The 24669-nt window shown below is 51.2% G+C and carries 30 protein-coding genes; 11 read left to right on the forward strand and 19 right to left on the reverse strand.

Annotated features, from left to right (window positions below; genetic code table 11):
- Positions 1-31: 31 nt before the first annotated feature.
- Positions 32-1402 (forward strand): HlyD family type I secretion periplasmic adaptor subunit, encoded by a 1371-nt coding sequence (locus AC5JO6_RS13425; protein ID WP_496081571.1) that lies wholly within the window; start codon positions 32-34, stop codon positions 1400-1402.
- Positions 1403-1434: 32 nt separating this feature from the next.
- Here AC5JO6_RS13425 and AC5JO6_RS13430 read toward each other — a convergent pair whose 3' ends face one another.
- The gene (locus AC5JO6_RS13430) at positions 1435-1890 is read right to left on the reverse strand and encodes a ribonuclease III domain-containing protein (protein WP_496081572.1); all 456 of its coding nucleotides are present in this window, start codon (positions 1888-1890) and stop codon (positions 1435-1437) included.
- A gap of 152 nt (positions 1891-2042) precedes the next feature.
- On the opposite strand from AC5JO6_RS13430, the gene AC5JO6_RS13435 reads away from it, so the two are divergent.
- Positions 2043-2855 (forward strand): creatininase family protein, encoded by an 813-nt coding sequence (locus AC5JO6_RS13435; RefSeq protein WP_496081573.1) that lies wholly within the window; start codon positions 2043-2045, stop codon positions 2853-2855.
- A gap of 75 nt (positions 2856-2930) precedes the next feature.
- Here the strand turns inward: AC5JO6_RS13435 and AC5JO6_RS13440 are convergent, their stop codons facing one another.
- Positions 2931-3440, reverse strand: coding sequence for a TIGR02652 family protein (locus AC5JO6_RS13440; RefSeq protein WP_496081574.1), 510 nt, complete (start codon positions 3438-3440; stop codon positions 2931-2933).
- Positions 3441-3554: 114 nt separating this feature from the next.
- Here AC5JO6_RS13440 and AC5JO6_RS13445 point away from each other — a divergent pair, with 114 nt between their 5' ends.
- Together AC5JO6_RS13445 and AC5JO6_RS13450 are read left to right on the forward strand one after the other, a co-directional pair.
- Positions 3555-4100 carry a gamma carbonic anhydrase family protein gene (locus tag AC5JO6_RS13445; RefSeq protein WP_496081575.1) on the forward strand — a complete coding sequence of 182 codons (546 nt, stop codon included), beginning with the start codon at positions 3555-3557 and terminating at the stop codon, positions 4098-4100.
- A 99-nt stretch (positions 4101-4199) separates the two neighbouring features.
- Entirely contained in the window at positions 4200-4319 is a 120-nt protein-coding gene (locus tag AC5JO6_RS13450; protein WP_496081576.1) for a photosystem II protein Y, read from the forward strand.
- A gap of 73 nt (positions 4320-4392) precedes the next feature.
- Here AC5JO6_RS13450 and AC5JO6_RS13455 read toward each other — a convergent pair whose 3' ends face one another.
- On the reverse strand, positions 4393-5895 hold the full coding sequence (locus AC5JO6_RS13455) for a CIA30 family protein (RefSeq protein WP_496081614.1): 1503 nt from the start codon (positions 5893-5895) through the stop codon (positions 4393-4395).
- 56 nt (positions 5896-5951) lie between these two features.
- On the opposite strand from AC5JO6_RS13455, the gene AC5JO6_RS13460 reads away from it, so the two are divergent.
- Positions 5952-6869 carry an alpha/beta fold hydrolase gene (locus AC5JO6_RS13460; RefSeq protein ID WP_496081577.1) on the forward strand — a complete coding sequence of 306 codons (918 nt, stop codon included), beginning with the start codon at positions 5952-5954 and terminating at the stop codon, positions 6867-6869.
- Between the two features lie 33 nt (positions 6870-6902).
- Here AC5JO6_RS13460 and AC5JO6_RS13465 read toward each other — a convergent pair whose 3' ends face one another.
- The 4 genes from AC5JO6_RS13465 to AC5JO6_RS13480 all read right to left on the reverse strand — a co-directional run bounded on the left by AC5JO6_RS13465 (position 6903) and on the right by AC5JO6_RS13480 (position 9405).
- On the reverse strand, positions 6903-7592 hold the full coding sequence (locus AC5JO6_RS13465) for an ATP-dependent Zn protease (protein ID WP_496081578.1): 690 nt from the start codon (positions 7590-7592) through the stop codon (positions 6903-6905).
- Between the two features lie 97 nt (positions 7593-7689).
- Complete coding sequence (locus AC5JO6_RS13470; RefSeq protein ID WP_496081579.1) at positions 7690-8145, reverse strand: DUF29 domain-containing protein; 456 nt, start codon at positions 8143-8145, stop codon at positions 7690-7692.
- Between the two features lie 43 nt (positions 8146-8188).
- Positions 8189-8542, reverse strand: coding sequence for a hypothetical protein (locus tag AC5JO6_RS13475; protein ID WP_496081580.1), 354 nt, complete (start codon positions 8540-8542; stop codon positions 8189-8191).
- A gap of 53 nt (positions 8543-8595) precedes the next feature.
- On the reverse strand, positions 8596-9405 hold the full coding sequence (locus AC5JO6_RS13480) for a M15 family metallopeptidase (RefSeq protein ID WP_496081615.1): 810 nt from the start codon (positions 9403-9405) through the stop codon (positions 8596-8598).
- Positions 9406-9570: 165 nt separating this feature from the next.
- Here AC5JO6_RS13480 and AC5JO6_RS13485 point away from each other — a divergent pair, with 165 nt between their 5' ends.
- Complete coding sequence (locus AC5JO6_RS13485) at positions 9571-10539, forward strand: AEC family transporter (RefSeq protein ID WP_496081581.1); 969 nt, start codon at positions 9571-9573, stop codon at positions 10537-10539.
- Here AC5JO6_RS13485 and AC5JO6_RS13490 read toward each other — a convergent pair.
- Complete coding sequence (locus tag AC5JO6_RS13490) at positions 10523-10963, reverse strand: cyclic di-GMP-binding domain-containing protein, MshE-related (RefSeq protein ID WP_496081582.1); 441 nt, start codon at positions 10961-10963, stop codon at positions 10523-10525. The genes AC5JO6_RS13485 and AC5JO6_RS13490 overlap by 17 nt on opposite strands.
- A gap of 222 nt (positions 10964-11185) precedes the next feature.
- Positions 11186-11719 carry a phosphoribosyltransferase gene (locus AC5JO6_RS13495; RefSeq protein WP_496081583.1) on the reverse strand — a complete coding sequence of 178 codons (534 nt, stop codon included), beginning with the start codon at positions 11717-11719 and terminating at the stop codon, positions 11186-11188.
- A 301-nt stretch (positions 11720-12020) separates the two neighbouring features.
- Here AC5JO6_RS13495 and AC5JO6_RS13500 point away from each other — a divergent pair, with 301 nt between their 5' ends.
- The gene (locus AC5JO6_RS13500) at positions 12021-13493 is read left to right on the forward strand and encodes an MFS transporter (protein ID WP_496081584.1); all 1473 of its coding nucleotides are present in this window, start codon (positions 12021-12023) and stop codon (positions 13491-13493) included.
- A 14-nt stretch (positions 13494-13507) separates the two neighbouring features.
- On the opposite strand, the gene AC5JO6_RS13505 is transcribed toward AC5JO6_RS13500, so the two are convergent.
- Positions 13508-14500 carry a YegS/Rv2252/BmrU family lipid kinase gene (locus AC5JO6_RS13505; protein ID WP_496081585.1) on the reverse strand — a complete coding sequence of 331 codons (993 nt, stop codon included), beginning with the start codon at positions 14498-14500 and terminating at the stop codon, positions 13508-13510.
- Between the two features lie 174 nt (positions 14501-14674).
- On the opposite strand from AC5JO6_RS13505, the gene AC5JO6_RS13510 reads away from it, so the two are divergent.
- Positions 14675-14932: a CRR7 family NDH-1 assembly protein gene (locus AC5JO6_RS13510; protein WP_496081586.1), complete on the forward strand. Its 258-nt coding sequence runs from the start codon at positions 14675-14677 to the stop codon at positions 14930-14932.
- A gap of 30 nt (positions 14933-14962) precedes the next feature.
- On the opposite strand, the gene AC5JO6_RS13515 is transcribed toward AC5JO6_RS13510, so the two are convergent.
- The 7 genes from AC5JO6_RS13515 to metG all read right to left on the reverse strand — a co-directional run bounded on the left by AC5JO6_RS13515 (position 14963) and on the right by metG (position 19992).
- On the reverse strand, positions 14963-15400 hold the full coding sequence (locus AC5JO6_RS13515; protein WP_496081587.1) for an HNH endonuclease: 438 nt from the start codon (positions 15398-15400) through the stop codon (positions 14963-14965).
- Positions 15397-15786, reverse strand: coding sequence for a hypothetical protein (locus AC5JO6_RS13520; RefSeq protein WP_496081588.1), 390 nt, complete (start codon positions 15784-15786; stop codon positions 15397-15399). Before AC5JO6_RS13520 ends, AC5JO6_RS13515 begins: the two co-directional genes overlap by 4 nt.
- 105 nt (positions 15787-15891) lie before the next feature.
- Positions 15892-16107 (reverse strand): DUF6887 family protein, encoded by a 216-nt coding sequence (locus AC5JO6_RS13525; RefSeq protein WP_496081589.1) that lies wholly within the window; start codon positions 16105-16107, stop codon positions 15892-15894.
- The gene (locus AC5JO6_RS13530) at positions 16104-16334 is read right to left on the reverse strand and encodes a DUF6888 family protein (protein ID WP_496081590.1); all 231 of its coding nucleotides are present in this window, start codon (positions 16332-16334) and stop codon (positions 16104-16106) included. Before AC5JO6_RS13530 ends, AC5JO6_RS13525 begins: the two co-directional genes overlap by 4 nt.
- A 50-nt stretch (positions 16335-16384) precedes the next feature.
- The gene (gene lptC / locus AC5JO6_RS13535) at positions 16385-17545 is read right to left on the reverse strand and encodes an LPS export ABC transporter periplasmic protein LptC (protein ID WP_496081591.1); all 1161 of its coding nucleotides are present in this window, start codon (positions 17543-17545) and stop codon (positions 16385-16387) included.
- A 161-nt stretch (positions 17546-17706) separates the two neighbouring features.
- A complete protein-coding gene (locus tag AC5JO6_RS13540) occupies positions 17707-18312 on the reverse strand; it encodes a LabA-like NYN domain-containing protein (protein ID WP_496081592.1) in 606 nt (201 codons plus the stop codon).
- An 87-nt stretch (positions 18313-18399) separates the two neighbouring features.
- Positions 18400-19992 (reverse strand): methionine--tRNA ligase, encoded by a 1593-nt coding sequence (gene metG, locus AC5JO6_RS13545; protein ID WP_496081593.1) that lies wholly within the window; start codon positions 19990-19992, stop codon positions 18400-18402.
- Positions 19993-20718: 726 nt separating this feature from the next.
- Between metG and AC5JO6_RS13550 the strand changes: the two genes are divergently transcribed.
- Together AC5JO6_RS13550 and AC5JO6_RS13555 are read left to right on the forward strand one after the other, a co-directional pair.
- Entirely contained in the window at positions 20719-21441 is a 723-nt protein-coding gene (locus AC5JO6_RS13550) for a lysophospholipid acyltransferase family protein (protein WP_496081594.1), read from the forward strand.
- A 4-nt stretch (positions 21442-21445) separates the two neighbouring features.
- Positions 21446-22294 (forward strand): alpha/beta fold hydrolase, encoded by an 849-nt coding sequence (locus AC5JO6_RS13555; RefSeq protein WP_496081595.1) that lies wholly within the window; start codon positions 21446-21448, stop codon positions 22292-22294.
- Positions 22295-22387: 93 nt separating this feature from the next.
- Here AC5JO6_RS13555 and AC5JO6_RS13560 read toward each other — a convergent pair whose 3' ends face one another.
- Both AC5JO6_RS13560 and AC5JO6_RS13565 read right to left on the reverse strand, forming a co-directional pair.
- On the reverse strand, positions 22388-23092 hold the full coding sequence (locus AC5JO6_RS13560; protein ID WP_496081596.1) for a phycobilisome rod-core linker polypeptide: 705 nt from the start codon (positions 23090-23092) through the stop codon (positions 22388-22390).
- Between the two features lie 198 nt (positions 23093-23290).
- On the reverse strand, positions 23291-23764 hold the full coding sequence (locus tag AC5JO6_RS13565; protein ID WP_496081597.1) for a globin family protein: 474 nt from the start codon (positions 23762-23764) through the stop codon (positions 23291-23293).
- 399 nt (positions 23765-24163) lie between these two features.
- On the opposite strand from AC5JO6_RS13565, the gene AC5JO6_RS13570 reads away from it, so the two are divergent.
- Entirely contained in the window at positions 24164-24643 is a 480-nt protein-coding gene (locus AC5JO6_RS13570) for a hypothetical protein (RefSeq protein WP_496081598.1), read from the forward strand.
- Positions 24644-24669 lie beyond the last annotated feature (26 nt).

The raw sequence follows: 24669 nt of genomic DNA on the forward strand, positions 1-24669 counted from the left end.
ACGCTCGCTTTTAGCAGAGGCAGTAACGTCGATGAAAGTCTCTATCTCCTCTACGCCTGCACAGTCCAGACAGATCAGACAACAGCTAGCTGACCCCAAGGAGTCTCTCTCCTATGAATTGGGCAAAGCTGTCCAGGAATTGCCCCCGCTCTACACGCGGTTGCTGGCAGGCGGCATTAGTGCGCTTGTGTTTGGCACGATCGCGTGGGCACACTTCAGCAGAATCGATGAAGTTGCGATCGCTCAAGGGCAAACGATTCCGTTCACCGAAGTTCGCCCCATCCGCGCTGGTTCAGTTGGCAACATCCAGCAAATCAACGTCAAAGAAGGCGACCAGATTCGCAAAGGGCAAACGCTGGTGGCAATGGATGCTGGCTTACCCCAGACTGAAGTCGATCGCTTAACCCAATCCTCCAAATTGATTCGTGAAGATATTGCCCGCCTGCAAGCAGAACGAACGGGTAGCGCTAAGGCTGGCACTCAAGTGCAGGATCAACTGCTAAAAGCCCGTCTTAGTGAATTTGATCAAAAGAAAGCCGCTGCCATCAATGAAGCACAGCGTCAACGGGCAACTCGTGATGAGGCAGTCGCAACTCTATCTCGCTTGCAAGCAAACTTAATCAACGCCAGGGAAGGTCTTAAGAACGCCCAAACACGTGAACAGGCGTTGTCATCGCTTAAGGGTAGCGGTGCCGTTCCCCAGCTTGACTACATTCGAGCGCAGGATGAAGTCACTCAAGCCAGAGATAAGGTGATCTCACTGGAGAAAGAAATTGATGCTCAGCAGGAAAGAATCCGTCAGGCTGCCGAAGCCTATGCCTCGGCTCAAAACACAGCCAGCAGTCTCGATTCGCAGCGGCAAAGCGAAATCCTCACTCAGTTCACCAAACGTCAGGAAGAGCAAGCATCGGTTGATGGGCAGTTAGCACAGGCGAAAAAGCAGCAGGATCGTGAAACCATCACCGCACCCTTTGATGGCACCGTTTATAACGTTAAAGCCACGAGAGGTCCCGTGCAGTCTGGCGAAGAGCTGTTATCCATTGTGCCAAAAGATGAAGACCTGGTGCTAGAGGTCAAGATTCTCAACCGGGATATCGGCTTTATCCACGAAGGCATGAGAGCCAAAGTCAAACTGGCAACCTTTTCTTACCAAGAGTTTGGCATTGTGGAGGGGGAAGTCATCGGAGTCAGCCCTAACGCGATCGTCGAAAAAGATGTAGGTCTTGTCTTTCCAACGAGGATTCGGTTGGCTAAACGCGCTGTCGAGGTTCGGGGACAGGCGGTCAGTTTCACGCCTGGTATGCAAGCCACGGCTGAACTTGTCACGCGCAAGAAATCAGTTCTGGACTTCTTGATTGAACCCATCACTCGCCGCTTTAGCGAGGCGTTCTCAGTGCGGTAATCGCTGATGTGATGTTCAGTTAGCAGAGCGCGCTACTCGATCGGAAAAACATCCTTGAACAACCGCCGAATCGTTTCTCTAGCAGCGCTGAACCCACCGTCAAAGTAGATACCACCGATTACCGCTTCCAGACTCTCAGCCAGTACGTAGGGTTGCTCGTAAGCACGCTGCTGTTTTTCGCCAATGCCCAGTTTCAGCACATAGCCAATGCCTAGTGCCAAACTGATTCTTGCCAGATTTTCTTCGCGCTCCAGCTCAATTTTTCTCACGGTGATGTCTTGTCGAGTTGACGAGCCAGCGCGAATGAGCAACTCCGTCAGCACAGTTTTCAAAACCGCATCACCCAACGTGCGGTAAATTTCTTGATCGTCACACTCCTGATTTTTTTGGCGTTGCTCCAGGGCATACGCTTTGCGGGTCAGCGATCGTGCCAGAATGCGTTTATCGAAAAAGAAATAGCCGAGTTGTTCTTCAAGCGCGGTAGACATGTTGGTTGAAAGGATAAAGGCTGAAGGATAAAGGCTGAAGGCTGAAGGATAAATAATGTAGCCAGTGGTCAGTGGTCAAAATTTACTCAAAGCTCAAAACGCTTTCCTCGACATCTTCATCTTTTATCCTTGATAATTTATCCTTCCCCACTATGCTGCACGGCTTTATTCCGCCCGATCGCTTCTTTGCGTACCTGACATGGACAGACATTCAGGCAATGCCAGGTAAGGACAATGTGGTCATCATTCAGCCTGTGGGGGCGATCGAGCAGCATGGACCCCATTTGCCACTGGCAGTTGATGCGGCGATCGGTCAGGCGGTGCTGGGCAAAGCGTTGCGACAACTACCGACTAGTGTTCCCGCTTATGCGCTGCCATCACTGTACTATGGCAAGTCGAATGAACACTGGCATTTTCCTGGCACTGTGACGTTGAGCGCTCAGACCTTAATCGCAACGCTGATGGAAGTGGGCGATAGCCTTTATCGATCGGGCTTTCGCAAATTGGCGTTTGTGAACGCTCACGGTGGACAGCCTCAAATCATTGAGATTGTGGCTAGAGATTTGCACCAACGCTACGACGATTTCATTGTCTTGCCGCTGTTTGTTTGGCGTGTACCGAATATTGCAGATGATCTGTTAACGGAGAAGGAACAGGCGTTAGGCATCCACGCAGGTGATGCTGAAACCAGTCTGCTGCTATCGATCTTGCCGGATCAGGTGAAGATGGATCGAGCTGTAGCGTCATACCCTCAAGGCTTGCCGAACGATAGCCTGCTGAGTATGGAAGGGAACTTGCCGTTTGCCTGGATGACGCGAGATCTCAGCAAAAGTGGGGTTTTGGGCGATCCCACAACGGCAACAAAGGAGAAGGGCGATCGCATTCTCGCCTCACTGGCTAACGGCTGGGTGCAAACGATCAAAGACATCCACCGCTTTCAGCAACCGCAGGCATGGAAGCGATGAAAGAAACCGGGTTTCTTGACGAGCGAGTGGTTACCATTCCTCATACATTAGAAACCCGGTTTCTGTATCTCACCTTCATTCAAACAACCGGAAATACGGGTATTGGACGGGTGCACCAGGCTCTTTGTCGAGATCAAAGTTGATTACGTCCCAGCAGGGTGCATCTTTGGGATCGGGGCTAAACTCAACGGGAAGACCATACAACCGAGGACGCTGAGAATCTGACTGCCCACGCCAGGACGTGCTGCGCTCCAGGTAGGTACTTACCAGGTCTTGATAGCGTCGGGCAATGATCACGCGAGTCGCTCGGTAGCCCTGCGTGTAGAGGCTGTCGAGCGCCTCATGAATCTCAAACCGAATGCCATCGGGATGGGTATGTTGGCGATACCATTCGTTTTCCCATCGTCTCCAGTGCCGTCCCGACTGGAGATGTACTAATTCCCCTGTCTTAGGATCTGACTCAAACGCACCATGTCGCTGACACAGATACGTATCGGTGAGCGTCAATGCCGGAATGGTTTGACGGCAGTGGGGGCACTGAATCTCCGGACCAAAGATTGGGTATTGCAAGCCAGGGTTAGTCATCAAGGGCGGGTATGCCTGTTGGTATGCGTCACTGCCAGTGGCTTTATTATACTCTTTAGGTAATTACCTCCCCTATGGACAATTTCACGAGTCTTTTTCTGGCGATCGCTCACCGTGACCAACCAACTACAGCCTTACCCCTCTTTTTGGGCAGAGCCAGATCGCTCGCAAGCCGCTTTTATTGCAACCAACGCAACGGTCATTGGACGAGTGACGATCGCCGCTGGAGCCAGCATCTGGTATGGAGCCGTTGTGCGTGGTGATGTGGAACAAATCGTGATTGGCGAAGGCACAAATATTCAGGATGGTGCCATTTTGCATGGCGATCCAGGTCAGCCAACCGTGCTTGAAGCGTACGTCACGGTGGGGCATCGTGCGGTCATCCATAGCGCCTACGTTGAGCGGGGCTGCTTAATCGGGATTGGTGCGATCGTGCTGGATGGTGTGCGGGTTGGCACGGGTAGCATTGTGGGTGCAGGAGCGGTGGTGACGAAAGATGTGCCAGCCCGATCGCTGGTGGTTGGCATTCCTGGCAAAATCACACGGCAGTTGTCTGAAGCCGAAGCCGAGGCACTCATTGACCATGCCAAACGCTACGAACGTTTAGCGCTGGTTCATGCCAACAAAGGAACCGATCTGGGCTTTACACCGAAACCCTGAGAAAAAGTCTTATGCCGAAAGACTAGGAAAACTTGGCTCTTTAGGTAAAAATAGAATATGAGAATCATTCAAGAATCTTTAAATTGAGAGGCTCCAGATATGGACTTTGATCTTCGCATAGTGGTTGTGCTACTTCCCCTTGCTGCTGCTGCTGGCTGGGCGGTGTTCAATATCGGTCAAGCTGCGCTCAAGCAGTTTCAGGGCTTCAATTCCAAGTAGTCTCAAGCTGTAAGGTTTATACGAAAGCGATCGTTTTTTAATCAAAGACGATCGCTTTCGTTTAGGGAAGAAATCAGGAGTCAGGAGCCAGACTATCAAAGAGCGTTGTCCAATGGACGGCGCGATCGCTGGCAGTGGCATTAACTTCAAAGGTGACATTGCAGGCTTGGGGTTGTTCGATCGCGTGGATGCAGATTGCTGCTACGTCATCGCGGCTGATGGCACCGCGCAAGTTGTCGCCCTGCTCCAGTGTCAGTTGCTTGCCGCCTGCTGCTTCGGTTAAGGCACAGGGACGAACGATTGTGTAAGGAATACCACTTTCGCGTACAGCCTCTTCACCCCGTCGTTTCCAGGTGAGAATGCCACCGAGTTGGTCGTTCATGCGCACGGCTGGCGGTTCTTCGTCAAGGTTAATGCCGGGGCGATCGATGCGGGTCACGCCTGCGGAACTGACCAGAACGAACTGCGGCAGAGTCGGTCTACCGTAAGCGCGGATGGTTTGAAGCTCCAGCGCAAAGGAACCTGGCGTAAAATGAGGATTCAGATCGCCGTCGTATTCAAACTTGCTGAGCATCAGTTGCAGTGAACAAATACGACTCGCATTAAGCGGTGCCGCATCGGACAGCGTTTTGGCACGAAAAGCTGGAATCAAAGTGTTGAACGGAATCTGTACATCCATCCATTCGCCTGCTTTTGTGTCGAATGAATGGGAATAGGCGATGCTGTCCCACTTAGCGTCACTCCGCAGCAAAAATTTGTACCGCTGACCGTCACCCTTCACGCGTAGCTGAATGCCCCCATAACCAGATAGATTCAGTGCTGGCTCAAGGTTACGGCTGCGAACAGAGGCAAACCCACCGGAGTTGTCAGTAGAAACGTTACCTGTAAACAAGGCTGCGTTATCTATTTGTTGCATGGTGCTGGCGCTGACACCACCCATCACGACATCATCGAGTGCGCCCCAGAGGTCGGAGAGTGGGGGGTGGGGAGTAGGGAGTGGGGAGTTAGTGAAGTCAAAGAGAATCTTTTCATGTGACTGAGCGGCTTTGAGCGGAGTGGCGATCGCGTGAAGCAGGTTTTTGATGCCCTGATAATCAATGCTTTCGGGCGTATCACCCACGACTTCTGGCAGGTAGAATTTGATGCCCTGGTAATATTTGGATCGATCGGGCGTATCACCTTCCTTGGGCTGCACTCGCGGTCCTGTACAGCAAATCACTGCACGAATGTCTTGTACAACCGTAGGCGTGAGGGTTTCAGGGATGGTAATGTCGGCATCAATGATGCCTACGTCATCCCCCAGCATTGTTTTGCCGCGCTCTAAATCTCGGACTAAGGCACGGACAGGATAGCCGCGATCGCGCAGTTGCTGCACAACCCGCTTACCTACGCCACCCGTTGCACCCACGACGAGTACAGTATTGGCAGTTGAAGGGCTTGTCGTCATTGTCGCTTGTGGTGCTGTAGAACTTTGAAACAGACGCTGAAACCAGTTCAGCACCGGAATCACCTCAAAATACGTGAGGGTTTGCAAAAATCTGCCAGCGTCCCAGGAGGATTTTGTTGCTTTCATCAGCTTATGTGGGAATATGCCTTGATAAAACGCCCTAGATACATCCTAGCGAGTTTGCCATGCTACAATTTCACCCCCCCGGTATTGGTCAACAGGTCGTGGAAACCTCGCTGGGCGCGATGGTTTACTACACTCCCGTTGGGCAACCGTGGACAATATCCTCATCAAATGCGCCATCACTGCTGTTTTTGCACAGTTTTGGCGGTGGTGCTTCTGGTTATGAATGGTCGAAGGTTTATCCCGCGTTTTTGGACTCGCACCGTGTCTTGGTGCCTGATTTACTCGGTTGGGGGCAGTCAGATCATCCTGTGCGGGACTATCAGGTAGCAGATTATCTGACGACACTGACGGAGTTTATGCAAAAAACCTGTACGGCTCCGGTGACGATCGTCGCCTCATCATTGACTGGAGCGATCGCCATTCGTCTTGCTATTCAACAACCCACTCTAGTGAAAGCGCTGTTTCTCGTCTCCCCGTCGGGCTTTGCTGATTTTGGACAAGATGCGGGACGGCGGTTACCGCTACAGGTCATCAACACACCGTTGCTCGATCAGCTTATCTACACGTTGGGCGCAACCACTGATGTGTCCGTTCGCAGTTTTTTGGAACGGTTTTTGTTTGCCCAGCCCGATCGCGTCTCTCAGGAAATGGTCGAGGCATACCTGGAGTCTGCCCGTCAACCCAACGCTCAGTATGCAGCACTGGCATTTCTGCGAGGCGATCTCTACTTTGACCTTGCTCGCTATATGCTGCAACTCAACGTTCCAACGGTGATTTTATGGGGTGAAGAGGCTCAATTCACCAATGCTGCTTTGGGTAAACGGTTAGCGAGCTTAAACCCATCTACTGTTAAAGCGTTTTTACAGTTAGCTGAAGCGGGTGTGTTGGCGCATCTAGAACAGTCTGCGATCGTCATTGGGCTACTCCGAAGTTTTCTGCCAGAGCTGGAGGGAGCAGGGATGAAGGCTGAAGGCTAAAAAGCTGACCGCTGACCGCTGACCGCTGACCGCTCACACAGCCTGTGGCAAATGCTGTTCGATCGCCTCACTGCACTCATCAACAGGAACACCTTGCGTCATTGCTGCCAGAAGCGCTTCATAGGCAGCAATATGTTCTTGTAGCAGGGTTTTGGCACGAAGGAGCGACCAGCGTTCTTTTTGCTCTCGTTCAGCAGGCGGCAAACCCAGTTGTGCCAGTAAGCCTCTCAGCTTTTGGCGATCGTCCGCACCGCCTTCAACGTTGCCATAGATCAGCATCTCAGCCGCAATGCCCGCCATCCAAATTGTGCAGTAGCGATCGAGCAGTTGCCCTGATAGTTGACCTTGCTGGATTGCTACCTCCAGCTCTTCAGAATCAAACCGCACACCACCCTGACCGGGATAGCCTTGCTTGAGCGCATCCCAGGCATTGAGCGTGTAGCCCGTAGCGGGAATGCCAAGCTGATGAGCAACTAAAAAGTGTCCGGCTTCGTGACGAATGACGCGATCGCGGTGTCCCGCCGAAAAGCCAGCCAACCAGTCGAGCATTAACGTCGAACCTTGCCCTCGCCAGCTTAAGGTATCCAGCGTTGCCAGTCCAAGGATGCCAGCAGTCGCGATCGCAGGCACCATTGGTGACACGTTAATCATCGGTCCCAGCAGGCTCAGCATCGTGATGGTAAAGATGCCGATCGCCACGAGATTGAGCGACAGTTGATTCATTGAACCAGTTTGTTAATATTTGTTTCTAACTTCTAGCCTAGCAATAATTGGCGAAGGGCGATCGCTGGTTGCGTTTAGCAAACCATAGTTCAGTTCTTTACTCTGGCAAGAAACTAGCATCAAGCACTTGTTCAGACTTGTAGGGACAATCTACGGGAAACGTCTGTAATGCCAAACCTGTTTCATCCGCTGCCTGTTCACAAGCGCTTGCATAGCAACCAGATAAGACGGCTTGCAAAAAAGGAGTCAAACTTGGTGAATCGTTCAAATCATCGTTGATACGTCTACGATGCTCTCGAATGCTGCCGCGCCAACTGCCACTCCGGTATTCTGGCTGATACTGCCATTTGAGAAGATGTAGCAAGAGCACCACAAGATTGCTCTTCAGGCTTTTGCGCTCCCGCCTGAACATATCCTCTATTTCTTCAATCAAGTTTGCCCAGTCCACATCAGCATAGTTCTGAGCGCGCAGTTGCTCGACGGTCGTCTCGACCCAGCCTACAAAATCGCGATCGTAGAGATTCTTTTGATTCGCCTGGAGGTCGATCGTCATCGTTCATCTCCTAATGGTTAAACAAGGTTAAGAGATTAGCATCTTAATCGGCAAATACGTACAGGTTCAAATTTCCATTGAGCGCGTCTCTACAAGCTTTTTCAAACATTTCTAGCTGCGTTATGACGCGACGATCACTTGTGAATTCTGGCTTGATTGCCTGAATTTCCTCTCGTAGCGGCTCAAGCTCATCCAGATCATAACGACAATCGCTGTAGAAGTCTTGTAAGCGATTGAGTAAAGGACAACACGACACAGTAATGCTTCTTGAATTGGTTGGAGAAAGACGATTAATCTTACCGATGAGGGCTGCATGAACATATTCGTCAAAAAATGCCCAGCGCTTTCGCTGGCTTGCGATCGCTTCAGATTTTCCAGCATGTACATCAAGCGCCATCTTAAACCAACGAAGCTCAATACTACTAACAACTAATAACTAACAACCAACAACTACTTCTGTCCTCGCGCTTTGTAAAACGTCTTCAGGCTTTGAATATCACCAGCATAGCGCCAGTGCCAAGGTTCATAGCTCACGCCCTGGCGGTTGCCTTTAGGGAAGGAGAGTTCAAAGCTGTAGCGGTTGGCGTTTGCCTTAAGCCAGCGATAGGCTGAGGTTTTGTCAAAATCAGGACTCAGGTTGAGTGCAGGTGTGTTGCCATCGCCAATATCAACGGCATACCCTGTGTGGTGTTCGCTGTAGCCGGGAGGGGCGCTGACCTTGGCGCGTTCGGTGGCATCCTGGTTGCGATCGGCTTTTACGTCAAAGTACAGATATTTCTGGTCAGCCAGCGATCGAAAGCCTGAAATGGGCACCAGGTTGACCCCTTCTCGCTGGGCAGCAGCGGTCATGTCTCGAAACGCTTTGGCAGCCGCTTTACGCATTTTGAGGCTGCCATCGGGGACGATCGGTGCCAGTTCTGCTTGCGGTGCCTCGGTATAAGCAAAGTGATTGAGTAGGGTATCCGCAGTGGGAGAAACGGTTGGGGAGGCGATCGGCGAGTCTGTAGGCGAAGCTTGAGCGGGGTTTTCTGTTGCCAACGTATCTGGCGCGTTCTGCAATCGCAACGCCACAAAGCTACCTGCTGCCAGCGCCACCAGACCTAATGCAGCTAAGCTACCGACTAGCAACGCAACATTCGTTCGAGGTTTAGGGGCGCTATCATTGCTCTCGCGCTGCGCTACGGGAATATCGTCAGCAAGCGGGGAAGAAACGTTTGGCTCAATTTCTGGGGGTTTTTCGGGTGTACCAGCGTTATCCAATCGATCGACTCCTACACGCAAGCGACAGCTATTACTAGGAATTGTAAACTGAGTCAGATCTCCTGGGGATGTCTTCATGGGTCAGTTCCAACGGCGAGGGAGCAGTTTTATTGTTGTACAGCCGTTTTGCGCCACCGAGCCACAATTTTCTCGATTGCCATCGCCATGACCATCGCCAGTTTAGTAACGATTTATGTGCCTCTATTGGGCTGGACACTGTGCGGCTGGGTTTTGGGTCGCCTGCTGCCTGCGACAATGCCTGCTTACCTAGGCAAGTTTTTGTTTTGGATTGGAGTTCCAGTCAGCATTGTGGCGTTTTTGCGTCATGCTCATTTATCTGCATCTCTGTGGTTAGCGCCTGTAGTCGCGTGGGTAGCGATGTTGCTGGGTTTGTGTCTGGCATGGTGGCTGACTCAGCGATCGCGCCATGCCCCTCGATCGCTGAGCCAACAACCGATGAGCCAGCAAACGCAAGGAAGTGTTCTGCTGGCATCTATGGTGGGCAACACAGGCTACATTGGCTACCCGATCGCGCTGGCATTTGTAGGAACGCAAGACTTTGCCTGGACGCTTTTCTACGATTTGCTGGGGTCAACACCCGGAGCGTATGGATTGGGGGTGGCGATCGCCGCTCGTTTGGGAGGTGCAAAGCCCTTAACCTACTGGCAATCCCTTTATGCAATGGCAAAAAATCCGGCGCTCTGGAGCTTTGGCATTGGTCTAATTGGTCGCGATTATCCAATCCCCCTGTGGCTAGAAAACAGCCTGCGAGGGGTTGCCTGGTGCATCGTGGCGCTGTCACTCATCCTCATCGGTATGCGCCTCAGCCAACTGTCATCCTTTGTGCGCCTTCAACTCGCTATGGTTGGTGTTGGCATTAAAATGCTGCTTGTGCCGCTGCTGCTGGGGCTACTGCTGTGGGCTTTGGGGGTTAAAGGCTTGGTGTATCAAGCCCTTTTGCTCCAAATGGCAATGCCGCCTGCGTTTGCCACTTTAGTGCTTGCAGAAGCCTACGATCTTGACCAGGAAATGACTGTAACCATGCTGCTGCTTGGCTGTGTGGCGCTCGTGTTCATGCTGCCTGTCTGGCTGTGGCTGTGCGGAGCGCTGGGAGTGCCTAACCGACCCAGCTAACCCCGTCATCAGGCTTGCCAACCGATGGTAATGGTTTCGCAATGGGCGCTTCTCGGCGAATGAGCTGTTTGCTTGGTTCCGGTTCAGGTGCTTTTGTACTTAAGGAATCGCGCGAATGCGTTGAACCCGTGCCATCCTGACGCTGATGAGCTGCGATCGCCCGCCCATTAGAGTGCTTCACTGCCTGCTGTTCTGGCAGCACCACTTTGTCCATCAGATACTCGATCGTCTGCTGCTTCACCCAGCCACGCGCCGCGAGAATCTCACCAAAGCGCATTCCAGTTAGCTTCTGATCGTTCAGCGCCACATCGACTTGACCAGTCGTCAGCAAACCAGCCTCGACCAGGTAGCCGCCCAGACGTTTCTTGGAATGGGAAGCTTCGGCTGCTTTTGAGATCGGTCGGCGATCGCTAGAATCTCGCATTGCAAACCTCGGAAACTTTAGAAGGTGTGGAGCCGCTAACACGCTTGGAGCTGATTTCAGCAATCAACTCAGCCGCTGAGCGATAGGTTGAGAGAGCCGTTCTGCGCCTCATTTGTTCTAGTATATCAATAGAATTACGGAAGCTTCATTCTTCGGTTCCGCCCAGCTTCAAGTTCTGCTTGTCACGCTCTGTCTTGACGCACTGGAGACAGTCGAGCGGCATTAAATCAATGGCGCTGCGCTTGCTGACGTTTGTGCTGCTGCCAAAGTAGCCGGACTCATTTGCTCATAGTGCTCAAAAGGCTGGTGAATCCACGGGTTGTCAGGTAAGTAGTCTACATAGTAATCGGGGGCAACGACAGAGCAGTCTTTGTACCAGAGTACGGCTGTACGAACTTCTTCGACATAGTATCCATAGCGGCGATCGAGCCAGACCAGCGTTTTCTTTAGCGTCACGCCAGAATCGACCAGATCATCCACTAGCAGTACATGACTGCCCAAATTCGCCGTCGTCATCGATAGATCCCGCGAAATAGTGATCGAGCCGCGCACCTGTCCACCAATACCGCCATAAGAAGAGGTTGCCAGAATCGCCAGCGGTAAATCAAAGACGCGCGCCAGGATGTCACCGACTCTTAGCCCACCTTTTGCCAGACAAATGATCTGGTTAAATTTCCATTCCGACTGATGCACCTTAACGGCAAGCTGTTCAATTTTTTGGTGATACTCTGACCAGGAGACATATAAATCTGACATGACGGCACGTAAAAGGATGAATGGCAAGCGGGAAGGATAAGCTTTAATGACTCACGCATTTTGACCAAAACCTCGGAGGTTTAGGCGATTACAGAGGTTTAAGTGATTACAGTGGTGACGATGCTTGATGCTTGGTTAAAACCTCCGAGGTTTACGTAAGTCTTAGTTTTAAGTTTTGAGTGTTGAGTTCTGGGTTTTGAGCAGAAGGCACTAACTTAAGACTCATTACTTCGCATTCTAAGCGTGCTGTCCAGGCTGGAAAAAATAATACAACTGTTATTTCGTTTTCTTCTATCTCACTATGCATGATTCCGCTCCATCAGTGCCGCCCGGATCGATGAAACTCAGCCTTTCTACGAAGCTAGCGTATGGGGCAGGCGATCTTGGTCCGGCGATCACTGCCAATATTCTGGCGTTTTTTCTACTGTTCTTTTTTACTAACGTAGCAGGCATCAATCCTGGGTTGGCAGGCAGTATTTTGTTGGTTGGCAAGATTTGGGATGCCGTGAACGATCCTGTTGTGGGCGTGCTGAGCGATCGCACCCAAAACCGTATGGGTCGGCGCTTGCCGTGGATGCTATGGGGCGCTATCCCCTTTGGCGTTTTCTATGTATTGCAATGGCTGGTGCCTCGCTTTAGCGCTGATCCCACAACGAACCAGTGGTGGCTGGTGGGATACTACATTCTCGTTTCGATCTTGTTCAATACGGCGTACACGGCGGTCAACCTTCCCTACACGGCGTTGACTCCTGAACTCACCCAGGACTACAACGAACGCACCAGTTTAAATAGCTTTCGGTTTTTGTTTTCCATTGGGGGCAGCATTGCCTCACTGCTGTTAGCGCAGGTCATTTTTGCCGTATTGAAGCCCAGTGCAGCACCAGGAGATAGCTGCAATGCAGGAGTCATGCAGTACACGGTGCTAGGTGTTGTGTGTGCAGTCGTTTCGATCGCCTCTCTCTACTGGTGTGTCTGGGGCGTTCGCAGGCAGGTTATGGTTGCCGAGAATCGCCGACTCGAAGCAGAAGCGACCGAAACCATACCACTCCTGGAGCAACTGCGCATCGCCTTCAGCAATCGACCGTTTTTGTATGTCATTGGCATCTACTTTTGCTCCTGGCTTGCCGTGCAGATTACTGCTTCGATCATTCCCTACTTTGTGGTCAACGTGATGCAGCGGGAGGATCAGTTCATTCCGGTGCTGCTGGCGGTACAGGGTACGTCACTGGTCATGCTGTTTGTGTGGACAGAAGTGAGTAAGCGCGTGGGCAAAAAAGCGGTTTATTTTATGGGCATGGGTGTATGGATCATTGCTCAGGCAGGGCTGTACTTTCTCAAGCCAGGGCAAATTGGCTTGATGTATGCTCTGGCTGTGATGGCAGGATTTGGCGTGGCAACGGCATACCTCATTCCCTGGTCAATGGTGCCCGATGTAGTTGAACTAGATGAATTGCAAACGGGGCAGCGGCGAGAGGGCGTTTTTTACTCATTTATGGTGCTGTTGCAAAAGGTGGGTCTAGCCGTCGGTCTGTTTGTGCTGGGTCAGGGATTGGCACTGGCTGGCTTTAAGGAAACCGTGCCGTGTCAGCCTGCGCCTGTACAACCAGCCTCTGCGATCGCAGCCATTCAACTGGCGATCGGACCGCTGCCAACACTGGTGCTACTGGTTGGTCTGGTGCTGGCGTACTTCTACCCCATCACGCGTGAAGTTCATGCCGAGATTTTGCTCAAGCTGCACGAACGTAAGCGAAACCAGGCGCGCGACGAAGGGTAAAAAAAACCCGGTTCCTAGCCTCCGCCAAACCCGTCTTCTCCATCAGAGACATCCTTCATTTCCACCACCAGATTCGGCAACCCATTGAGCTTTTCGGCGGGTACAACCTCATCAATCAGGGGGTGAAAGAGCGTCAGCCCACCAGGGACACACTCCACGTCGATCGGGGTTGTACCGATCAACTCACCATCCAAAACCACTTTCTGCTCTGGGTTCGCCGTAATTTTGACGCGTCTGACGCGGAGATAGCCAATGTCGTTGCGATCGACGGCATCGCCACTGAGAGCCGTTTGCAGCAGATGGTAGGTTGCCGCGATCGCGCCTGCCTTATTTGCCGGAGACACCAGCGTCACGTCTAACAACCCATCATCGACCACGACACCCGATGGACCTTGCGCCAGGACAGAGGTTGCAGGAGCCGCATTTGCTACGGTAATCGCGGCGGCTGATACCTTAATAATCCGGTCTTCGGTTTCAATCTCGGCTTCAAAGGTTTTCATCTGCCGCAGTGCTTGAAACCCTGCCAGCACGTAGGCAAACATGCCAAAGCGGTTTTTTGCGTCCCGATCGGCTAACTCCACTGCCTCTGCCTCAAAGCCAATGCCCGCCAGCAACACCATCGGGTAGCCGTTGCAATACGCTGCATCCACCGTTTTGGTTGCGCCGCCCAGAATCGTTTGACAGGCAGCATCGATCGTGTCGGGAATATCCAGCGCATTCGCAAACGCATTGGCAGTACCTCGTGAAATGATCCCAAAAGGAATCGTTGTGCCGACCAAAGCTGCTGCTGCTGCCGAAAGTGTGCCATCGCCACCAGAAGCAATAATGGCATCAACCCCACGCTCAACGGCTGCGATCGCCAGCGCATCGGCTCCCACCTCTTCGGTCGTCATCTGAATATCCAGATCGATCTCAGGTTCTAATAGCGCCTTAATCGCTGCCAGATCTTGCTCTGGATCACCCTGACCTGCCACCGGATTGAAGATCAAACAGGCAGAACGCTTCATAGATGCTGAGGATTGTTAGGTGAATTTAGACCAGCGGTTAGCTTCAAAGCCCATGCCGCGAAATCTTTGTTGTGCAAACAATTATACAGATGTTCTGTATGGCTGGCAGGCGACACAATAGAAGTATGCCTCTCTGCTGCCGTCATTTTAGTCCTTCCAAGAGAATAGCCAGTTATGCCTGATCCACGGATGTATGAAAGCGATACCTTTGTGCTGCTGGAGTCTGGGCGATCGGAGTCGTTTCTCACCACTGCCGAACTGCTCGACAAACTTAAAGCCATTTTGTCTCAACGCCAGGATGACCTCCCCAGAGATCTCCAACGCTTCACCTCATTGGACGAGCAGGCGCAGTACTTGCTTGAAACCTCCTGCGAACTCGATGTCGGTCCCGGCGACTTTCTGCAATGGTACGCCGTCCGCTTAGAAAAGTAGACGAGTTTAACTTAATCTTCTCCTTCTTCTCTAGCAGCTTTCGTCATCTTCGGTCGGAGGATGCCATCCAGCAGAGACCCAGGCTTGCCTGACTGTGACAGCATATGGATTATTTAGCTGTAAAGCTAAGACAGTTGCACGACCGCTGGCTGTTAATCCTGCAATGTGAGTGCTGTTGTTTGTCCAAGCAAAGTGACGTAACCATTTCTGTTGCCGAGGATTGAACAATTTGACGTTGCGATTCGTCACTGGATCTATCGCTTGAGTTTGTATGCCTTTGTAGGAATTGCAAAGACGACGGGCAAGCCAGAGATTCTCTTCATCGTCAGATCCGCCTGCTGCTTTAGGAATTATGTGTTCGATCTCTAAAACTCCTAAAACATACTTTTGAAGACTACGGCAATAGCCACACTGATGCTTTGCCCGTGCCCTCACGCGTAACCGAATTTCCTCAGAAATTTGACTCACTGGTTCAGAGGTTCAATTAAGCCACGCTTGACAGCCTCATTGAGAGCAGTCGCTTTTCGTAGTAGCCCCTCCTGATAAATTTGCATAAGGGTTTGTAGCTCTGAACGCTCATTTTCAGCTAAGAGATCTGCTTGCTGGCGATCGAGCAACTCACTCAACCAAGCATCTTGATCCGGTTCCATCTGTAATTCTGTTAGGGCTAACACCTGTTCATCAGACAGATCAGAGACAGGCTCAACATCAAGACTAGCGGCACCGATCGGCATCATAGAAAGTTGAATCGTGTCTGCTAAAACACTCGCAACATCCCGATTCGCTAACCGCGCAAACCGCTCAGCACGCTGATAAACCTCATCTGACAACGTAATCGTTATATCCGTACTCATAATAATTACTTGATGTTGTTTGTCTAAATTAGGCTTTTTCGTAAGGTGTTGGTAATCGAAGCAGCGATCGCCACTCCATAAAAAGGTCAGATTCAACGATCGCCCTCACTCTTCCTGCTGGCGCTTTTTGCGAATGTCGTCCAAAATTTTTCGCAGTTCTTCAGTTTCATCCCGTCCATTGGAGGGCGGCATAGTTGCCAACGCTGGCTCTGTCGCAAGTTTATCCATCAGGGCGTAGAACGCGTCTTGGTCATCCCGATGCTCAAAGAAGTAGGACAAGAGTTCTTTGCGATTCATTGCTTGAAAGTCTGGTTGGCTCATGGGAATGTCCTTTTACCGTCACGGTTAATCAAAACAATCGTCTCTTCACCCGCCAAGATGAAGATATTCCCTGTCCGCTCGTCGATGCGAACGATGTAAATAGGCAAATACATCTTGGTTAAACTGTAGCAGACGCTAAAACATTTCAAGGTTTGTGCTGCTGTAGGAATGGTTGATGCTCCTGAAAGCGCTTCAATGTTTAATCTACCCTTCAGGCAACCACACAATCATTTACGCACTGGATTTGGATTAATGCCACTCAAAGATCGAGCGTCGTTTAAGGGGTAAACTCTGTCACTACTCTGCCACCACTCACGAGGATGTTCTGGTCGCGTAGGGTGCCTGTTGCTCTTGGACCTGCCAGGTTCAAGGGCGGCTGACCCTGTTGGTAGCGAACATTCCCGTCAGCTTCAAACTTTTGGGTCGCAATGTTCCAATTCAAACGGTCTGAGTTGAGTTGAGCTTGATTCTTTGCACCAACGCCGCGCACGGCACCTGCCAAATAAAGCATCTTGGACTTGAGATCAATGCGCCCCTCATTGCCGCTGAGGGTGACTTGCTGCTGGCGGTTATCGATCGTCAACAGTTGGTCAGACGCAATGGTTTGACCTTGCAAATTCCAAACAATATCGTTGCTGGCGAGTTGAACGGGTGGGTCAACCAGGTTCAGCCGAGCATTTTGCTTGAGCGTAATCGTTTTTGCTTTGAGGTCTGCTACGCCTTGATTGGCACTGGCGCGATCGGTCAAAATTGTTTTGTTGAAGCGATCGATCTGTAAGGGGCGATCGCTCGCCAGCGTCTGCTGCTTAATCTGCCAGATCAGTCGCTCAGACTGAAACTTTAGATCTGGGTTGGTGGCTTGAGCCTTAACGCCACCCTGCAATTCCAACCGTTGGGCACGTGTAAACAACCGTCCTTCTTTCGCGGCGATCTTCAGTTGGCGGTGAGTACCTGTCAGATTGTTGCGAACGATGACCAGGTCATTGCGTGGCTGCCATTCCAGTTCATCACCCTGCATCACCAGTCCATCACGCGTGTCGGTCGCCGTAATTTTGCCACGTAAAAAAATCGTCTGACCGTTTTGCTGAACTTCGCCCTGTTGTCCTTTTACCTGCAAAACCGACTTCCCATCCTGAAAAAATTCGCCTGCGGGCTGCTGGAGGCGGGCAATCTTTTTATCTTTGCTGTAGCTTGCTTGCGTTGCTTTCACCTTCCACCACAGCCGACCCTTATTATCAAACTCCTCTAACGTGACAGCGTTAAAGGTGAGGCTGTTATCAAAGTCCGCAGCCTGCTTGCTATCCTGAGCGATTTTTTCGGCAGTGCGGCTACGGTTGCCGCAGGCTACGGTTGTACAAAGCACGAGCAGCAACAGCACGGGCAGTAGACGGCTCTTTTGCGCTGTAGCGTTGCGCTGCGAAGAAAAAAGAATGGGCATGATGGCAGTTACAGGCAAAGTGAAGCATTAGACGTGAGACTATCCTTTAGTCTACAGTCCAACGTCTAACGACTAAAAGGCAAGACTCCGATCGCGGCACTGGCGTTCCAGATGTTTCAACCGGATCGTCGCTTTCTACCAGACCAAAACAGGGAACTCATTTATTCTGCTTCAGCGTCTTCCATCAAGCCGATGGTTGAAAGAGGGCGATAGGTATAGCTGCGCGGCGTTTTTTGGATGTCTTCTTTAACGTTGTCTAGATCGATGTAGCGATCGGCGACGTTAATCAAACTGTCGCTCGTCATCGATCGCAGGCTTACCACTTCCACCCGCACACCACGATAGCTGACTGCATTCACCGCATACGCCAGATCACCATCGCCGCTCACCAGGACGGCTGTGTCATAAGAGCCAACCAGAGACATCATGTCAACGGCAATTTCAACATCCAGATTCGCTTTTTTAGAGCCATCAGGTAGTTGCACCAAATCTTTAGAGATGACCCGGTAGCCGTTGCGCCGCATCCATAGCAAGAAACCCTGCTGTTTTTCATTGGTGCGATCGACTCCTGTATAGAAAAAGGAACGCAACAACCGTGAACCAGCCGTCAGGCGACAGAGTAACTTGGTGTAGTCGATTTCGATTCCCAGTTGGAGCGCTGCATAAAACAGATTAGAGCCATCAATGAAAATAGCCACCCGCCCACGATTTTCGAGGACTTGTTCCTGAGTAAAAACAGATTCATGATCAAAATTATTGCTTAGCACGAGTTTATACCTTGGTTTTAAGGGCGGAACGGTTTAATCTATCAGTCAAGGGCTGAGGATTGCTTGAGCCTCTCAGTTGGAAGCAGCTTATAAAGTTTCTAATCGTTGAAAAACGGGTTGAGGTTCGCTCAACGCCTGCTTAAGTGGCAATATTCCCCAAGAGGCATGGAGGGCAAAGGGAGCAGCAACATTTATTAAAGCCTGTTGATTAAAGTCAACGGAGAAGCCTAGCTGTTGGTAGACAGCCGTGCTAAGTTTTGGCGTAATTGGCGCTAGAAGATATGCTGCAAGTCTAACTGACTCTAATACACTGTACAAAATTTGCTCAACTGCCTGCTGCTGCCCCTGCTTATGTAACGACCATGGAGCCTGGTCATCGATATATTTATTGCCAGTCTTTACCAGGGTCAAAATTTCCTCGCAGGCGCGACTGAAGGCAAGCGCACTGTACGCCTGGGCAACACGATCGCCCAATGTGCGCCCGATCGCAGCCAGTGTGGTTTCTGCTTGCACTGCCGCCTGTGATAGATCTGGAACAGAGGCACCACAGTACTTGTATGCCATCTTCAGCGTACGATTGAGCAAATTTCCCAAATCATTTGCCAGGTCGGCATTCAGAGTATTGATGAAGCGTGTTTCGCTAAAGTCGCCATCCCGCCCAAACTCGATTTCCTTCAAAAAATAATAGCGAACGGCATCAGAACCATAGCGATCGACCAAAGCGACTGGATCGAGCACGTTACCTAACGTTTTGCCCATTTTCTGCCCGTCTTTGGTCAAGTGTCCATGCCCGAACACCCGTCCAGGTAGCGGCAACCCAGCCGATAGCAGCATTGCGGGCCAATACACAGCGTGAAACCGCAGGATATCCTTGCCAATCAAGTGAGTATCGATCGGCCACCAATGCTGAAGTGCATTTGCCAAGGTCGCTTCACTCTCAGGCTCCAGTAACGCTGTCACGTAACCCAAGAGCGCATCAAACCAAACATAGATAGTGTGCTTAGGATCGAATGGCACGCGAATGCCCCAATCCAGGTTCACGCGGGAAATCGAAAAATCTTGCAGCCCCTGACTTACAAAGCTGAGGACTTCGTTGCGGCGTGCCTCTGGCTGAATAAAGTCAGGTTGCTCGGCATAGATCGACTCCAACTTGCTTTGGTACTTCGACAAGCGAAAAAAGTAATTTTCTTCGTTGCGCCATTCTGCAACCCGGTTGGTGTGAATCGAGCAGCGGTGATCATCCAGCAAGTCGCGCTCTTCTTTAAATTCTTCACAGGAAAGACAGTACCAGCCTTGCTGCCGCCCCAGATAAATATCGCCTTGATCCCAGACGCGCTGGAAAAATTCGTTGACGATCGCCTCATGGCGGGGATCAGTCGTGCGAATGAAGCGATCGTACTGAATGTCATACTGCTGCCAAAGCGCTTTAAAGCTTGCTGCAATCTGATCACAATGCTCCTGGGGCTGCAATCCTCGACCTTCAGCCGTGCGCTGAATATTCTGACCATGCTCGTCAGTGCCCGTAATCATCAGCACAGACTTACCCTGCAAACGCTGAAAGCGGGCGATCGCGTCAGCGGCGATCGTTGGATAAGCGCTGCCAACATGAGGCAACCCATTTACGTAGTAAAGCGGCGTTGTAATTGCAAATGCGTTGTTACTTGTTGGGCTGAAAACCATGTATTTTGAACGAAAAACGATCGTTGTGTAAACCAGTTAGAGCCTGCCAGCATCAAACCAGAATACAATTTACAGAGAGTATTGAACGACAATTCTTTCTGTCAGTTCACATCAAAAAACGGGCAAAAGTGCCAACCTCACCTTGACAAGCACCCTTCAATTGCTTAGAAATGCAAGTCTGCTGAAGATATAAGTCCTTTAACAATTCTAGCTACAAACTGTGTCGTGACAGCTAAGAAAAGCTTAAGTTAATCATTAGATTGAATAATCTTGTTGTTGCTTTACGCAAGAACTTGGATGCGACCGTCTTTGCAGACAACAAGACATTTAAGGCATTTATATACTTAACGCATCATGTTATTTGCCCTCATCCCTAACCCCTTCTCCCCAGGGAGAAGGAGCTTCCGCTTCCGGTTCCCTCTCCTGTGGGAGAGGGCTAGGGTGAGGGCGGATTGGGTGACGCAAGTATATAAACACCACATTTAAGCCCGTCTCATCTAGACGTTTGAACGCTGGCAAAGCGCTTGAGAACACTCAGTCCGCCTAGACTACCCCTATAGACTCATTCAGATAGACTCGCCTGAAACTAGACTGAGTCTGGAAGCGATGGTGTTCACCCATCGAAGCCTTCACCTGTGACCCATGCCATCAAACCAGCGGCTAAACCATGTAAAGTAATGTTAACACTTCCTTTATCAAGTAGAGCGTTCTAACTCCTTCTTGTCCATGCCTTCAGACCAACCACTCCAGCTCTCACGTCTTTTGCTTGCAGTTCTGGGGACTCGCCTTTACACGCATCATCAAGACCGCATTCCTCACTGTGGTCCAGTGCTGATCGTTAGTAACCATCGCAGCTTTTTGGACGCACCGTTGCTCATGGCTGCCCTCAATCGCCCTGTTCGCTTCGCTTGTCATCACTATATGGGTCAGGTACCCGTGATGCGGGAAATTGTTGAGAAGATGGGTTGCTTTCCCTTGTCTCTGCCGGAACAGAGACAGCAAACTTTTTTTGGACAGGCAGCCCAAATCTTGCAGGCTCAGCAAGCCGTTGGTCTGTTTCCTGAAGGGGCTGAACCGATGGTCAAGCGCACCGTACCAGAAGTGGTGGGAGGCTTTCAGCGTGGATTCGCTCACTTAGCGCTGCGTGCTCCCGTGCGAGATTTGGTAGTGCTCCCCGTTGCGATCGCCTCCGAAGCAGAAGCCGTCAACGCAGCGTTTCCCCTCAGATTGCTGAGCCTTATTGATCCCTCAGAACCGCTTTTCTCACAGGATGGTTGGCACCCAATGGTGATCTACCAGCGCGTCAATCTTTTGATTGGTCGTCCCTACTGGATTCGTCCTAGCCACCGTGAGCACTATCAAGGCAAGCAAGCGAAAGCGCTTGTAACTGAACTCACGCAACAGTGCCACACCGAGATTCGTGATTTGTTGCAGCAAGGGAGCTACTAAGACGATGCCTGACATTCAAAGCCATCCTTGCTTCCTCACGCCAGAACGGTTACAGCCAGAACTGCCGCTGTTTGTGTTTTTGCCTGGTATGGATGGCACTGGTCGCCTTCTCAGAACCCAGACGGCAGGTTTGGAGCCTGCCTTTGATGTGCGCTGTCTGGCGATTCCACCCGATGATTTGACCAATTGGCAGAGCCTTACTGATACTGTTGTTGCTCTCATTGAGGCAGAGTTACAGCAGTCGCCCGATCGCTCAGTTTATCTCTGCGGCGAGTCCTTTGGTGGCTGCTTAGCGATGAAGGTAGCACTCTCCGCGCCACGATTATTTGACCGTCTGATTCTGGTCAATCCAGCCTCTTCGTTTCATCGCAAACCACTGATCGCATGGGGATCACAAGTCACGCGCTGGTTACCAGAATTTGCCTACCGCCTGTCGTCGATCGCTCTGATGCCCTTTTTAGCGTACCTGGGGCGTGTGGCAGAGAGCGATCGACAGACGTTTTACGACGCTGTGCTCTCGGTGCCGCAAAAAACCTCGATTTGGCGGCTTTCTCTGCTGGGTGATTTTGATGTTGAGGATGAGCAACTGTCGCAGTTGCAACAGCCTGTCTTGCTTTTAGCGAGTGCGGGCGATCGACTGTTGCCTTCGCTGGCAGAGGTGCAGCACTTAGAGAAGTGGTTTCCCCACGCTCAAGCTGTTGTACTGCCGTACAGCGGTCATGCTTGTTTGCTAGAAGCAGACGTTAACCTGTATGAGATCATGCAAGCACAAAACTTTCTGACCGAGCACAGCCAGAGCCTCGCGCGATCGCGGCGAGCCACAAGCAGCACAGTGCCTATTCCTGCCGAGTGAGCCGCTGCATTGCTCCTGAGAGCATGTTAAAAAGTCATTGCATACTGTTGGAGCAGCCTTTCACTAGCTCACAACCGCTTACTGCTTGACAGACTAGCCGATCGCCCGACGCAACAATGCCTGATGCTCTAATGACAGTGACGCAAAGGCTTTCTCTGGCTGGGGCGACTGTAGTAATTGCAGCAGTTTCGCTAAGTCTTCTGAGGGCAAGCTGGACTCGATAGATTCGTCAGCGGGGTGACGGCAAACGCCACCTTCACAGGTCAGACCCAGTTGATGCCAATAAATAGTGGGGATCGATCGCCCCCGCTGACCGACATGTTCACGATTGAGCAAACGGGACTCCGTATATGCTTTCGGCGATACATGGTAGCGAGGCTCACGCGGGTGGGGCACCGTGAAGCAACCAAACGCCTTGCGGTATTCTTCAGAGTCAAGAATGGCTGTAATCATGGTCGCCACGCCCTCGTACATCATGATGTCGCAGTAATGCTTAATTTCATCCTGGCTTACGGGTGCCCGTCCCAGAAAGTGCTTGAAGCATAGCTCCAGAAACTTCATGTTGGAGGAGTTGTGATAAAAGGCGTTGAGGTAAACATCCGATCGCCCTAACTCACTGAGAAACCGTTTGACACCAATCTTATCCGTGAGAAAGTCTTTCTCAGCTTTGGCTAGACTTTGGCGCTCAAAGGTATAAGGCTGTCGCTCCAGCACTTGATGATAAAGCTGGTAGAGTGCGCCTTGACGCTCCTCGGCAGAAGAACGACGACTGACCGTGATCGGTTGGAAACAGTTCATACAGTGTCCTCAACGAATAGGTGATGCATCTGAGGAAACGCGAGGGCTGCGTCGAGGGCGTTTAGGCTTAGGAACTCAGTGCTCGTCGTTGTATTGAGGCACTGATGAAGGCTGAAGGCTAAAGGCTAAGGGATGAAGGCTAAGGGCTAAAGGCTAAAGGCTGAAAGCCGATCGCTCGTTGCTATCAGTGGCAATTTCTCAAGCGTGGGATTGCAGCGACTGCGTCACAATGTCGAGGTAAGGACGCGTCAGGGCTAAGTCCTGAGCAGGGAGAGCCGCCGCGATCGCCTCTTGCAAAAATCGATAGGCTGTCGTGCAATGAGCCGTTTTTTTATGAGCCAGTAAGATCGTATCCAACCACGACATCATTTGCTCCTTAAAAAAGGTCTCGTCATCTCGCAAAATCGATAGCGCTACGTAACGGAGCACTTCAGTCATGTCATATTTACAGCGCGCACCATGCTGTTGCACTAACTCTGGGTACATCTGTGCGAGCTTACGGAGTGCCTGGATCACTAAAGGTTCACCGTGATCACGTAGCTGCTGGTAGGTGTGCAAGCGCACGGCATAAGTTCGAGCATATTGTTCTAGAGGAGAAAGCTCCTGAGCGCTAAGGTAGCGACCATCAGCCTCCAAAACGCTTTTTTCCAGGTTGTGATTCAGGGTATGCATAGTTAATCGTGCTGAAATGACACCAAAATTTAGGAGGGTTCTGATTCACTCTCGCCAGTGTGGCAGTGCTCATGAACGGGCATCAGTAGAGGCAACCCTGATACCCGCGATCGCAAACCGATGACCGCTTCCTTAAGTTGCCCACTGTCAAAATTGGGCTAGACACGTCATAACAATTCGCAACACGTCCCATTACTTCTTTGCAAAGAAATAGTTTGTAAAGCATTGAGCAGTACCAGAAACGTCCCAGGCGATGAACCACTCGGACTGCTGACCGTTATTGATCATCAAAGCCTCATATAAAGTGAGGATACCCGTACCTGAAGCTTGTCCCCACGTTCTGGTGCAGGCGCGGTAGCTTAGAAGAAGGAGAATAAAGTATCGTCGCAGGCTAGTACTATGAGTCAACTTTGGAGCCGGGTCGGTAAAGCTGTTGGTGCATTCTTTCTGTTCGGCGGCGGCACCATGTCGATCGCGCTCGTGACGGCGATTTTGACTAGCCATGCAGTGGGTGGCTTTTTAGCGCTGCTGACAACCTTTTTGATTCTCTTTGGTCTAGCTCCCGCGTCTCTCGGTGTGTGGTTACTCTATGTCAGTGCCAGACTGAAGCGACAGGCGATTAGAGAGCGCTTCTTTCAAGTACTCCAGGTTAGTCAGGGTAGAGTGTCGGTGCTGGGTTTTGCCGCTGCTGCACGGTTAGAACCCGCGATCGCCCGTCAGCACCTGGATGATTGGGCAAAAGAATTTTCTGCCACATTTGATGTCACCGATGAGGGCAACATTTACTACATCTTTGCGAAGGAGCCACTCTCGCTACCTGAAACCAGCAGCAGTCTGTGGAGACAGGCAATCCGTCAATGGCTTCAGTCTGCGGTTTAGCTAGTGCAAACGCTGATTGCTACGCA

It is taken from the genome of Tildeniella sp. (assembly GCF_059505325.1).

Coding starts and splice junctions, on each gene's coding strand:
- AC5JO6_RS13525 (WP_496081589.1), bottom strand. CDS start 16,107: ATGAGCCAACCAGACTTTCAAGCAATGAATCGCAAAGAACTCTTGTCC.
- AC5JO6_RS13495 (WP_496081583.1), bottom strand. CDS start 11,719: ATGTCAGATTTATATGTCTCCTGGTCAGAGTATCACCAAAAAATTGAA.
- AC5JO6_RS13510 (WP_496081586.1), top strand. CDS start 14,675: ATGCCTGATCCACGGATGTATGAAAGCGATACCTTTGTGCTGCTGGAG.
- AC5JO6_RS13465 (WP_496081578.1), bottom strand. CDS start 7,592: ATGAATCAACTGTCGCTCAATCTCGTGGCGATCGGCATCTTTACCATC.
- lptC (WP_496081591.1), bottom strand. CDS start 17,545: ATGCCCATTCTTTTTTCTTCGCAGCGCAACGCTACAGCGCAAAAGAGC.
- AC5JO6_RS13500 (WP_496081584.1), top strand. CDS start 12,021: ATGCATGATTCCGCTCCATCAGTGCCGCCCGGATCGATGAAACTCAGC.
- AC5JO6_RS13570 (WP_496081598.1), top strand. CDS start 24,164: ATGAGTCAACTTTGGAGCCGGGTCGGTAAAGCTGTTGGTGCATTCTTT.
- AC5JO6_RS13470 (WP_496081579.1), bottom strand. CDS start 8,145: ATGACGATCGACCTCCAGGCGAATCAAAAGAATCTCTACGATCGCGAT.
- AC5JO6_RS13440 (WP_496081574.1), bottom strand. CDS start 3,440: ATGACTAACCCTGGCTTGCAATACCCAATCTTTGGTCCGGAGATTCAG.
- AC5JO6_RS13425 (WP_496081571.1), top strand. CDS start 32: ATGAAAGTCTCTATCTCCTCTACGCCTGCACAGTCCAGACAGATCAGA.
- AC5JO6_RS13505 (WP_496081585.1), bottom strand. CDS start 14,500: ATGAAGCGTTCTGCCTGTTTGATCTTCAATCCGGTGGCAGGTCAGGGT.
- AC5JO6_RS13450 (WP_496081576.1), top strand. CDS start 4,200: ATGGACTTTGATCTTCGCATAGTGGTTGTGCTACTTCCCCTTGCTGCT.
- AC5JO6_RS13475 (WP_496081580.1), bottom strand. CDS start 8,542: ATGGCGCTTGATGTACATGCTGGAAAATCTGAAGCGATCGCAAGCCAG.
- AC5JO6_RS13555 (WP_496081595.1), top strand. CDS start 21,446: ATGCCTGACATTCAAAGCCATCCTTGCTTCCTCACGCCAGAACGGTTA.
- AC5JO6_RS13520 (WP_496081588.1), bottom strand. CDS start 15,786: ATGAGTACGGATATAACGATTACGTTGTCAGATGAGGTTTATCAGCGT.
- AC5JO6_RS13550 (WP_496081594.1), top strand. CDS start 20,719: ATGCCTTCAGACCAACCACTCCAGCTCTCACGTCTTTTGCTTGCAGTT.
- AC5JO6_RS13560 (WP_496081596.1), bottom strand. CDS start 23,092: ATGAACTGTTTCCAACCGATCACGGTCAGTCGTCGTTCTTCTGCCGAG.
- AC5JO6_RS13490 (WP_496081582.1), bottom strand. CDS start 10,963: ATGCGAGATTCTAGCGATCGCCGACCGATCTCAAAAGCAGCCGAAGCT.
- AC5JO6_RS13565 (WP_496081597.1), bottom strand. CDS start 23,764: ATGCATACCCTGAATCACAACCTGGAAAAAAGCGTTTTGGAGGCTGAT.
- AC5JO6_RS13435 (WP_496081573.1), top strand. CDS start 2,043: ATGCTGCACGGCTTTATTCCGCCCGATCGCTTCTTTGCGTACCTGACA.
- AC5JO6_RS13460 (WP_496081577.1), top strand. CDS start 5,952: ATGCTACAATTTCACCCCCCCGGTATTGGTCAACAGGTCGTGGAAACC.
- AC5JO6_RS13485 (WP_496081581.1), top strand. CDS start 9,571: ATGACCATCGCCAGTTTAGTAACGATTTATGTGCCTCTATTGGGCTGG.
- AC5JO6_RS13430 (WP_496081572.1), bottom strand. CDS start 1,890: ATGTCTACCGCGCTTGAAGAACAACTCGGCTATTTCTTTTTCGATAAA.
- metG (WP_496081593.1), bottom strand. CDS start 19,992: ATGGTTTTCAGCCCAACAAGTAACAACGCATTTGCAATTACAACGCCG.